Raw genomic sequence first — 11,362 nt, 5'->3', positions numbered from 1 at the left:
TTTGGATCCGCACCAATGATGATGACGCGGACACGGGCTTTCTCAAACTCGTCGAAGGACGCGAGCAGCTTCTCGCAAACGCCGCTGCTGAGGGAATTTACTGGCGGATTGCTGATGGTTGCGATCCCGATGTTATTCGCGATCTGCGTCGGCGGTACGGATTGGGTCAGACTTTCTGGCATGGTTCTCTATCTCCTTGCTGGGTCAGTTCTCAATGAAAATTAGGTTGCGTTTCCCTCAGTGGTTCCGTCAGACTTCACGTCAGAAGGCGGCCGAACAGGAAGTCAAATGCCTATCCGATGTTTTTCATTTCTCCGACTTCAAACAACTCGGGCCATCTTGCCGAGACACACCTAAATGTGCACTTCGGTGGCCAAACACTTGTGTGCATCAAGAGTCCTCGAATGCAATTCGAATCTGTTCATTAGTGCTGGCAGGACCGATTTCTAACACTCCAGCTCGTGACCGTAATCCCTTACCGAGCGATAAGTTGACGCCGGCATGTTCGTCTCTTGACAGGGACTGCTGCTCATGGTGCGCACGTGGGCGAGGAAGGAAAATCGGATCCTTAGCTCGTTGGTGATGGTGAGACTCATCATGCTTTACACCCTTTCTCATTGACCATTACACTCACGATGACAATCTCCTTATGCTTTCTCAGTTCTCAATACAGCGTCATGCTATCGAACTACAAGCCGCCTGACAATTACATGTTCCCATTACGAAACCACTGGTTTCGTTATTACGGATGTTTAATCAGACGCTTGTCAGTCAGAAGCGAAACAATTATTTTCGTAATTGGGGGAGGCAGAGATGCAGCATCGGGACACAAAGAACAGGGCCAGAACCTCCGGTCGGCCAAGAAGTGAGGAAGCGAAGGAACACATCTTAGAGGCTGCTTACAAGCTATTGAGGAAGAAAGGATTTCAATCCGTGGGCTCCCATGAAATAGCCCAGGCGGCCGGTGTGAGCAGCGCCACCTTATATCGGTGGTGGAATTCGAAGGAAGAAATCCTGTTCGACGCGTGCTTTGAGCATGTCAAGCCTACCTTCGCGATTTCTGGCAGCGGTTCCGGTCTGGCACGTCTTCGTGAATTCAGCTTGCGGGCCATCGATTTTTCGTCCTCAAAAGATGGACAGGTCATAGCACGTCTGGTCACCGGTATCCATGAAGACAAGACCCTCCGGCGAATGTTTCTCAACAAGTATGTGATCCCCATACGTCAGATACAGCGAAGCATCATTCAAGGAGCTATCAGGGCGGGAGAACTGAAGCGGACGACTGACCCGGAACTTTTGATGGATGCACTGAATGGCCCGCTCTTCTTCCGATGGTTGCAGGGCCATGCCCCACTGGACAAGAACTTTGCTGAACGCATCTGGGAAAACGTTATTCTTGCTTTTGAACCACGATGATTGGGGATGATTGAGTCAGGCGGGATCTGAAACACTAACTCGTTTTCTCATGCGAGTTGGCTACTCGACCAGGGTCAAACCTCAACTGGCGCCTCGTAAGACAGCCATCGTCAACGGTCGGCCCAGAGCGAATGAAGGTCCAGTTTTCGTTCGTAATCTCGGAGATGCCCAGAATGTCCCACGGGACAAGCGGCCGACAACGCTAACGAACGCAGATGAGGAATCTTTTGCAGTAAAGATCTGGCGGAAGTCAAACAATGATGGATTGTTGCGAGGCGGGTACTTCTAAAGTCCTTCCGCCGTAAACTTTCCTGTCTGCTGTCCCGCTTCTGGCAGGTTTGCCGTCTCTTCGCTGCATGCTGCTGTTTTCTGAGAAGAGCGCGGCGGCTCTACCCAGAAGGCTTCGATCAGTCTTTCTCCACCCCAAGAAATCTCTTCGCGGGTTCCGACAATGACCAGACAGAATCCCGTGCCCTTTCACGATCAGACTTTCAAAAAATCCTGATCGCGGCGGAGAAGGACAGTCAGCAAATTCTGGATGGGCACCAGCCTGGCGTGGTACCGACAAGCCCTCAGCACCTTATCCCCTTCATGATCATTCTTGCGGCGCGGACGGGTATCAATCCGAAGGCTTTATGGGATTTGGAGAGAACCTGCCTAAGCCCACACGAATTGGATGAAGATATTTTCTACTGTACGTGGGAGAAGCCACGAGCGGGGAAACAGCAACGGCAGCTGCATCGTGTCGATCCGTTCTTCAAGCTGGCGACAGCGCTGAACGAGTCTGAGCGCTACACGGAATGGTGGCCTTTCAGGGCGCAAGCGGGCACGTCACGTCAGACTGATCAACCAGCCTTGTCGCTAGACGGAATTTTTTTGGTACGCGGTAAATTGGCTGACCTGAGGATGCCTTCGTTGAAGGGTGGTCGGCTACGTTTACATGGTGCGTTTCTGTACGAAGTCGATTTGTCACGAGCGCGTCTGATAGGGGCACAGATGTCCAAAGCGAGACTGATCGGTGCAGACCTTTCGGGCGCGGTACTGACCGGATCAGATCTGGCTGACACAAGACTAGAGGAAGCAAGGTTCGAAGGGGCCGACTTGAGCAACGCTTCTGTCCATAACGCAAAGCTATGGCACGCTAGGTTTGACCAAGAGTCGATTCTCGTGAACGTGCAGTGGTGGACTGCGAATTTTTTCGACACGTTGATGAGCACTGCTCCCAACCCGACGGCGAGACTAATTGACAGTGAAGAGCTGAATGTCGATGAACAATTAATAACCGCACTGTTGAGTAGATCGCGGACGGATGCGCTAGTTGGTGCTCACGAGTCGGTCAAGAAGCATCAACAGATGCGAGAGGGGCGAGTAGTGTGATGGTGTGATCCGGAGAAGGCGGCAACTTGCTGCTGCGGCGAGTTACGAGGAGAATCGGAGGTGGTCGAGAGCTGGATTTCCGTTCAGCAAGCCGCGGGTCTTCTCAGGCATTCCGATCAGCCTGGCGTCAGAACCTTCAGGCGCGGTGCTGCCGCGCCCCAACCGCATGAAACGACTACAAAATAAAAGCCGATAACGGTTGGCAACATGATGCATCCTGGCAGTAATCCCATGGGGAGAGGCGGAGTTTGAAAGTCATCGAAAGCAGGGAACTAGGATGCGAAGATTCCGGTATGAGATCTGCTCCTCCACGGCCAGGATCGAGAACAGAACTTCGTCAAATTCTTCGTCAAATTGTGCGCCGCAGGGACTCCAAATACTCCTGTGCGCTCCTCTCTACTCCGTTGAAAACACATGTGCTCCGGCCTTCATGAACCGCCTGTTAACCGAAGGGTTGTAGGTTCGGGGCCTACCTCAGGATCCATCCTTGAGAATCAATGGGTCGCGAGAAATCATGGCCATTAGTCGGCCCCATGGAAACGCATCCCCATTGGTTGGAAATCAATCGAGCATGCCCTCACAATGTACCGGATGTCGGGGCAGCAAGATATTTATGGGGCAAAGTACTTAATGCCGTCCGAACGAGAGGAAAACTGGGCTGATCCCGCACGGCCAGCCCATCGGCCCCACTTGGTTGATAGTTAGAAAGGTTGGTAGCAATTTGGTAGCAAATATCGCCGATCGTGCCGGTTTTGCCGACTCATCCGGCTAATAAACCATTTACCGTCAATAAGATGCCCGTAGAGTGCCACCTTCACACGGTGGAGGTCAAGGTTTACAGTCGCCACCCTCTTCATCGTGGAATTCACATCGGCCGATGAATGGAGCCGCCGCATCAGCTGGCTGCAGACCTTCAACGCGATTGGGTCCATGCTGGGTCTGGCCGGTGCTGGTCTGCTCCGCCCACAGCTTGGAATGCTCGCATCCGCGTTCCTGGTGGTGCCGGCGCTCATCGTAGGCGGAATTGGCCTGCCCGTGCCCGGCGGCCGGTTTCATATGCCAACCCTTGAAGTGGAGCGAGCTCAACTTGCGCGCTTGGTGCGGCGGGTTGAACCACTCACCAGTTCTGTAATTGCCCACCTGCACAGGTTTCACTTACGGGATCTGAGAGCATTGCGCGCAGCATTTTTGACAGGCTTCAGCGTCTTTCTTGCGAGCTGGTTTCTCTTTTCGCTCGGAGTGTCGGCGTTCTGTTCTCTTTACCCGGTACTGATGCTCAAGAGCTTCGGCATGGCGGTGGCGAAATCTTCGCTCCTCATGTCAGTGGCCACTGCGCTAAGCATTCCGCTCTACAACATCGCTGGAGGCCTAGCCACGCGGCGCGGACCCGCTCTAGTGCTCAGCACAGGAATCGCCGTACGCATGATTTCACTCGCGGGACTCGGACTCCTCGGATTCTTTCGCCTGCCATTTTCTCCCGTACTGGCTGTAGTGGTGCTCTACGGGGCCTTCCAGGGGATTTGGCCACTCCTGAGCGTCGCCTCAAACGACATGTCGGCCGCGCTGGCGCCATTCAGCGAAGGTACGTCCATGGGACTGTTTAATGCTGCGGCGGCCATCGCATCCGCGAGTGGCGCAATCATTGGTGGAGCGATGGCCGACAAATTCGGGTATCCGAGTGCCAGTCTGCTTGCTGCCGCCATCATCGCGATGGCCCTTGTGCCAGTTCTCAACCTCAGGAAGGGTAGCCGCTCAAAGGATGGAGCTCCAGATCAACCGCCGCAGCGGGATGCTGGCTGAGCGGCTTCAAATGGTGAGGCGGGAGATTCCGGCGCAGGGGGTGGCAACAATCGATCGGCGCGAGCGTTGCGGACTCCCAGATCCCTCTGGGGTGAATGGGGCTGTCGCATCCTTACCTAAGCAGAGGTCCTATTTGTGAAGCAGAGTTTCGCAGCAATTATCCTTGGTGGTACCGGACAAGTCGGCGGTGCAGCCGTCGCGGAACTGCTAACAACTTCGCAGTGCCGGGAAGTGGTGATGGTCACCAGAAAGCCCATTGCGCCACGATCGCGGGTGCGCAACGTCGTTCTTGATACCGGCGCTGCTGACTTTGCCGAGCGCACTGCCGCCCTTGCCCGCGAAGTTTTAAGCCAAGGTCCCGCCAGCGCCGTGAGCTGTGTGGGTGTCGGTTCTGGATCGATGCGCTGGAGCGAAGAAGAATTGCAACGACTTGAGCTCGGCGTTGTCGGTGCCTTTGCGCGTGGCTGCCATGACGCCGGAATCGCCCAGTTTTGCCTACTTTCTGCGGCAGGAAGCACAGCTCGCAGCCGGTTTCGCTATGTGCGAGTAATGGGCATGAAGGAAGACACCGTGCGCAATGTCGGTTTTGCCCGCCTCGCCATATTTCGCCCCGGCATCATTGTCGGCAACGCTCATACCCCGCCCTGGGTCGGTTGGTTGGGAAGCCTCGTGCCTGGGTCGTTTGGCAATATTGATCAGCGAATTCTCGGTCGCTCAATCGCCGCAGAGATAGCTTTGCACAGTCGAGAGGCTGGTGAAGTTACTCGCGGAAATGCAGCAATGAAAAAACTCGCTGCGCAGTTCAATAGCGTGCCTTAGGAATTCTTGCGTGGAGCGCATCGGCCTGAATGCATCATTCGAAGCCGCCATGGTAGCATGGCTCACCACAAGCCGAGGGTTCCTTACGATGCCCGTTATGCAGCCCTCACCTCAACCAGTATCGTTACAATTACGAAATATCTTTCCAGACGCAAAACTGACACACGATGATGCCTGTTCTCACCTCTCAGAGTGCGCCTCGCCGTAGCATGTCTCGGGTCACGGCCGTTTCAGCAGCAATAGTCATCCTCCTTTTCTTTACCATCTGCTTACACACTGCAAAGCGTGATTCCGTGAGTTGGGATGAGTCACAGCATCTCTATTCAGGGTGGCTCTCCTGGGAGCGGGGAGATTTTGGTTACAACCCTGAGGTTCCGCCTCTGGTGAAGATGTGGGACGCTATTCCCCTCTTGCACCGAGACATCAAGCAACCGGCATTCACGGGCGATCATTTCAAGAAAGAGGGCTTCGTTCTAGGCCAGGGTTTCCTCGTTGCCAATGGCATCGATCAAACCTTGATACCTGCACGGGTCATGGCTTCGCTGCTTACCGTTTTCCTTGCCACGTTGCTCTTCTTCTGCGCAAGGGAAATGTTTGGCGACAAAGCGGCCATGTTCGCCCTGCTGCTCTTTTGTCTGGACCCGAATTTCCTTGCCCACGGCGCCTACGTGACTACGGATATTGGGGCCTCGCTCACAATGCTTGCCGCGGTTTATACGTTCTACAGATACGTGCAGCGTCCCACCGTCGCCAGAATGATCATCGTTGGGCTCGCCGTCGGCCTGGCTATGACAGTCAAGTTCACGGGGGTGTTCATTGTTCCGGTCTTGTGCCTGATCGCAGTCATCGACTGCTGGCGATCGGGTATGAAGTCTCCTTCGCCTCGGCAACTGATCACTGCGATCGTAGTTATTTCGTTGATCGGAGTGGGATGCATCTGGACTCTATACCACTTCCGCTATGCGGCTCGACCTGGCCCTCTCCAGTTGAACCCGACGAGTGAGGAGTATCTGCAGAAACTTACTTCGCCACTGAGCCGTCGTGCGTTTACGATGATGAGCAAATTTCACCTGTTACCTGAGGCCTATATATACGGGTTGGCAGACACAAAGATCTCAGCAGGCGATCTCCCGAGCTATCTCTTCGGGCGGGACTACCCTGGTGCTCCGCACTGGTATTTCCCAGCTGCTTTCCTCATCAAGAGCACGTTGCCGTTCCTGATCCTGTTCGGGTTGGCGATGGCTGTTGTGTTTCGAGGCAGGTGGCAAATGCGCCGCGAGATTGTCTTCCTGACTGTCCCTCCCTTATTCATTTTCCTGCTGTCAACATCTTCCAACCTCGGCATCGGGTACAGGCATCTGTCTCCGATGTTCCCGATGCTCTACATCCTGATCGCTGGCTGCGCCTCGTATCTCGTTTCCAAGAATCCGAAGTTCATCTATGGATTTGTTGTTCTTCTGCTCTGGCAGTTGGTCACAACAGTAACTGCACGCCCGGGACTGTTGGCCTACGCGAATGAGGCTTGGGGAGGACCATCGAAGACGCATTTGTACCTCTCCGATTCCAATGTAGATTGGGGCCAGCAACTCAAAGCTGTCAGACAGTACCTTGAGACGCACCCGTCTCAACCCTGCTACTTTGCCTACTTCGCACAGGGCCCCGTGGATTTCAAAGATTATGGAGTCAACTGTCGCGTGCTGCCGACAGGATCAGCATTATGGACGGGACTCGATACCATGCGCTTCGGTGAAGATCCGAACGTGTCAGGCACGGTGTTGATAAGCGATGGGGTATTGGCTGGCGCAGACATACCTGGCAAGGAGAATCCCTATGCTCAATTTAGATCGATCCAACCGGCAGAGGTAATTGATCGCGGAGTATACGTCTATCGAGGACAATTCAGACTAGGGGCTGCCGCGGCACTCGAACATATCGGGGCGGCTATAGACTTTGCGAAGCAACACAACGCCGCGGGTACGATCCGCGAAGCGCGAATTGCAGTGAATCTTGACCCGAATAATCCTGAGGCCCATGCGCTTCTGGGTGATGCATTGGCCGCAACAGGGGACACGAGAGCGGCCCAATCGGAGTATGCGGCCGCGCTTCACTCGTCGGAGCTCGATCCTGCCTTCCAGAAGAGTCTGCTTGCCGAGCTTCTAGCAAAGACGAGCCACTGAACTGGCTCACCGTCAGGCAAGAGCGTAGACGTATGGATCTCGCAGCACATTGGCAACAAGCACGCGTCAGCGTCCACTCATTCTCCGACGATGATGACCGAACTCGGTGAGTGCATTATCGCCAGTGCGCTCATCGGGCATGGAACGCAGAGGTACTTGGCCGAAAAGTCGCTTTCCGGCAACTTGACGGCGAACGCGGTATTACGGCTGCATTCTTCCGGAATGCCGGTGATACCTACGCGCGGGGAGACGGCCTGCGGGAGGAGCGACAACTCAAAGAGTGGTTCTTTCACTACCCCCTGATCAGCCTCTCCAGCTCCGACTCCGCCACTAGACTTTCAAGATCGCGGAAAATAGTCACCACCGCCAAGGTGCGTCCGTCCCGCTCGTAGCTGATCGAGCAATCCCTCTTTTCAATATCTCCATCGACGTTGATCGTGTCCCACTTCTCCGCATGACCCACATAGTTGATCGCCACGTCGTAATGCTGACTCCAAAAGAATGGCACTGCTTCGAACCGCTCATGAAGGCCCAGCATATTCCTCGCAGCGGTCTGTCCTTGACGCTCTGCCACCACCCAATGCTCTAGGCGAATTCGCTCACGGGTGAGGGGATAGGGCCAGCGTGCTGCATCCCCTGCGGCAAACACTCCCGGCGCACTTGTTTCCAGATATTCATCCACCGCAATTCCGCGGTCCATCTTCAAGCCAGCTTGTTCTGCCAAGCTAATCGATGGCCGAACGCCTACACCGAGAACAATGAAATCAGCCTCAATAGTTTGCCCGCCGGTCATTGTCACCTTGTCTCCGTCAACATGTCTCACGGTCTCGCCCAGATGGAAGACAACTCCGTGCGACTCGTGAAGGCTACGAACAAACGCGCCGACTCGAGATCCGAATATTCTCTCCATTGGCACCTGGTCCGGCGCAACGACATGCACGACGATACCCCTCGCGCGCAGCGAGGCTGCCACCTCCAGGCCAATGAAGCTGCAACCGACCACAACTACCTGACTAGCCGACGTCGCTTTCGCCACAATCGCCTTACTATCCGCGAACGAACGCAAATATAAGATCTCCGAAGGGGTGGCGCCTTCCAGCGCGAGCTCTACCGGATCTGCTCCTGTGGCGAGCAACAGTGCTCCGTATTCGTACGTCTTGCCATCTTCCGTGGTGATCTTCTTTTGCTTCGTATGCAGTGACGTAGCACGCGAATTCAGGACCAGGTCGATATTCCGTTCTGAATACCACTCGGGTGGTCGCAGTGGAATCCACTCTTCGGGCGCGGTTCCGGCCAGAAAATCTTTCGAAAGATTGGGACGGTCACAGGGTGGAGCGTTGTCGGCGCTGATCATCGTCAATGGGCCGCTGTATCCTTTGCGACGAAGCATGTCTGCAGCCGCGAGTCCTGCGGCACCTCCGCCAATGATGATGATTGAAGAGGGTTGCACCGTCGTCGATACCCGCCTGGGAGCCGCGGTCACGACTTTTTCCTTTACGAAAACCTTGTCTCCGACTTGTTCAATGTGCCAGCACTGGATTGGGTCTAGCGCGGGAGCCCGCAAAGCCTCGCCCGTGCGCAGGCTGAAACATGCGTGATGCCAAGGACATCGCACTTCGTCATTAACCACTAATCCATCCGCGAGCGGCCCGTGATAGTGCGTACAGTACGCACCCACCGCAAAGAATTGCGCCCCGCATCGCACCAGGAACACCTCTTCTCCATCGACCACTCCAAGCAGCTTTCCACCGTCTGGGATGCTGGCAAAGGAAACTCCACTTTTCAAGTCAGGCTTTTCAAGGTCGTTCATATTCCGCGCCTCACCGCGTGCCCGTCATTCTACCTGTGCTTCGATCGATCTGAGCGACAGCAAGATGTCGATACCTTTTGCGCGGGAGTGTGGGTCCGAATAAATGATCGATTCTGGGCGCGGTTAGGTTGCGCCGGATTCATGGGCAGAAAGCGCCGAAACCCCTACTGCGGCGCTAAAGCGGATAGGTACTTCTTCGCGTCGAATCCTTATATTTCTGTGTGCATCAAAAGGACATAGAAAGTTGGAGGTTTAGCGGCATGGCAGCTTTTTGTACCTGCTGCGGCGCAGAGATTACCTTGAAAGCCGAAGCGTGTCCTGTTTGTGGCACGCCTCGCCACGGAATGTTGCAGTCTGATCGACCGCTTACCCTCGGTGTAGATACGGACCTATCTCAAGAAGACGTTGGCATTGGTCGGGAATCGCGCAGGCCGCCATCCCGAATCTCATGAGACGACTTCTAGTTGGCGCCTTGTAAGACTTTGCCTTTAATCTCTATGGCGTCGAGCAGCTTCTTCCACGATTCGTCGAAGGACTTGGCACCTTGCGATTGGAGGTCCGCAGCAAGTTTGTCGAGATCGATTCCTGCCTTTCGGAAATCTGTCAGAACAGACTCGCAGTCTCCCCCATTTCGCGGAAGCGTCTCGGTTACCTTACCGTGTTCGCTGAACGCCAGCAGCGTCTTCTCCGGCATGGTGTTGATCGTGTTCGGCGCAGCGAGCGCGTGGATATAGAGAACATCTGAGGCCTTGGGGTCTTTGGTACCAGTGCTGGCAAAGAGCAAACGTTGCGGACGGGCACCGAAATTGGCCAGGCGTTGCCAACGATCAGACTCCAGCGTATCCCGATATGCTTTGTAGACCTGTTGCCCGACAGCGATCCCCAATTTATCGCGCAACGCTTCGGGAACCGTGTCCATGGTTGCGCCGTCCCAACGGCTCAGGAAGACTGATGCGACGGAGCGAACATCCGGGCTGAGACCGGCGGACACGCGCCGCTCAAGGCCGCGCATGTACGCTTCAGCCGATGCCAAGTACTGCTCACAAGAGAAGAGAAGCGTTACGTTGATGGCGACACCGTTTGCAATCGATTCCTCAATCGCTGGAACGCCGTCAGTTGTTCCCGGAATCTTTATGAACAAGTTTGGACGATTTCCTTTTCCGTGAAGAAGCTTTGCCGCTGCTACAGATTTCTTGGTGTCGTAGGCCAATAGCGGCGACAGCTCAAGCGAAACGAAGCCATCGACGCCCGCCGTGCTCTCGTGAACGGCAGCGAACAGATCAGCAGCTCGCGTCAAGTCCTGCAATGCCAGCTCGAAGAACACGTCCTCATTCGAGAGACGAGCCTTCATTAGCCGGCCGACCTCCGCATCGTACGAGCTGCTTTTTGAGATGGCGTGCTCAAAGATGGTCGGATTTGAGGTCAAGCCTGTGACCGAAAAATCATCGATGTACCGTTTCAATGTGCCGTTATCGAGCAGGTCACGAGTGATGTTGTCGAGCCATAGACTCTGTCCTAGTTTATGAAGCGCCAGCGTGGCTTTCATAATGCCTCCTCTCATGCCTTCACATCGACAGTGTAGGTTCACCTCTCCGGAAATGTAAACCGAGCTTCATGGTCCTGGACGCACGTGTTAGACACCGCTCCCGACAATCCGCCGATTGCAGTGAAAGTAGCATGGCAATTCTGTCGCCAAATAGCCATAACCAGCCGACATTGGAAAGCACGCCACTTGATTTCATAACAGTGTTTGCTTTGTCGAGGCGCGATTAGACTCTGGGGCATCGACGACTGAAGGTTCGGAAGAAGGAGCCGAACATGATCATTGTAGGAGTGGATTATCACCCAAGCTTTCAGCAAGTAGCGTTTCTAGATACGGAGACGGGCGAGACCGGCGAACGGCGACTGAACCACAGCGATGGAGAGGCAGAGCATTTCTACCGGGATCTGCAACGAAGACATT

General features: G+C 54.8%; 8 protein-coding genes and 1 pseudogene. 5 read left to right on the top strand and 4 right to left on the bottom strand.

Features of this window, described 5'->3' with window-relative positions:
* A partial coding sequence (locus Q363_RS27435; RefSeq protein ID WP_035352604.1) for a Clp protease/crotonase-like domain-containing protein occupies nucleotides 1-182 on the bottom strand: 182 nt, incomplete at its 3' end.
* Nucleotides 183-813: 631 nt separating this feature from the next.
* On the opposite strand from Q363_RS27435, the gene Q363_RS27430 reads away from it, so the two are divergent.
* From Q363_RS27430 to Q363_RS27410, 5 genes and pseudogenes are all read left to right on the top strand, one after another.
* Nucleotides 814-1,416, top strand: a complete 603-nt coding sequence (locus tag Q363_RS27430) for a TetR/AcrR family transcriptional regulator (protein WP_035357058.1) — start codon at nucleotides 814-816, stop codon at nucleotides 1,414-1,416.
* A gap of 591 nt (nucleotides 1,417-2,007) precedes the next feature.
* Nucleotides 2,008-2,793 carry a pentapeptide repeat-containing protein gene (locus Q363_RS36940; RefSeq protein WP_157467681.1) on the top strand — a complete coding sequence of 262 codons (786 nt, stop codon included), beginning with the start codon at nucleotides 2,008-2,010 and terminating at the stop codon, nucleotides 2,791-2,793.
* An 846-nt stretch (nucleotides 2,794-3,639) separates the two neighbouring features.
* Nucleotides 3,640-4,593: pseudogene (locus Q363_RS27420) on the top strand (MFS transporter); the annotation flags it as partial.
* Nucleotides 4,594-4,728: 135 nt separating this feature from the next.
* Nucleotides 4,729-5,412 carry a Rossmann-fold NAD(P)-binding domain-containing protein gene (locus Q363_RS27415; protein ID WP_035357055.1) on the top strand — a complete coding sequence of 228 codons (684 nt, stop codon included), beginning with the start codon at nucleotides 4,729-4,731 and terminating at the stop codon, nucleotides 5,410-5,412.
* A gap of 293 nt (nucleotides 5,413-5,705) precedes the next feature.
* Nucleotides 5,706-7,589 carry a glycosyltransferase family 39 protein gene (locus tag Q363_RS27410; RefSeq protein WP_245632513.1) on the top strand — a complete coding sequence of 628 codons (1,884 nt, stop codon included), beginning with the start codon at nucleotides 5,706-5,708 and terminating at the stop codon, nucleotides 7,587-7,589.
* Nucleotides 7,590-7,666: 77 nt separating this feature from the next.
* Here the strand turns inward: Q363_RS27410 and Q363_RS27405 are convergent, their stop codons facing one another.
* From Q363_RS27405 to tal, 3 genes are all read right to left on the bottom strand, one after another.
* Nucleotides 7,667-7,882: a hypothetical protein gene (locus tag Q363_RS27405; RefSeq protein WP_035357052.1), complete on the bottom strand. Its 216-nt coding sequence runs from the start codon at nucleotides 7,880-7,882 to the stop codon at nucleotides 7,667-7,669.
* A complete protein-coding gene (locus tag Q363_RS27400; protein WP_035357051.1) occupies nucleotides 7,882-9,399 on the bottom strand; it encodes an FAD-dependent oxidoreductase in 1,518 nt (505 codons plus the stop codon). Before Q363_RS27400 ends, Q363_RS27405 begins: the two co-directional genes overlap by 1 nt.
* Before the next feature lie 460 nt (nucleotides 9,400-9,859).
* Nucleotides 9,860-10,945, bottom strand: coding sequence for a transaldolase (gene tal / locus Q363_RS27395; RefSeq protein WP_035357050.1), 1,086 nt, complete (start codon nucleotides 10,943-10,945; stop codon nucleotides 9,860-9,862).
* Nucleotides 10,946-11,362 lie beyond the last annotated feature (417 nt).

This window comes from Edaphobacter aggregans DSM 19364, from assembly GCF_000745965.1.
In the GTDB taxonomy this organism is placed as follows: domain Bacteria; phylum Acidobacteriota; class Terriglobia; order Terriglobales; family Acidobacteriaceae; genus Edaphobacter; species Edaphobacter aggregans.
Note: the sequence above shows the minus strand (reverse complement) of the source record. Positions and strands in the feature narration are given on the sequence as shown.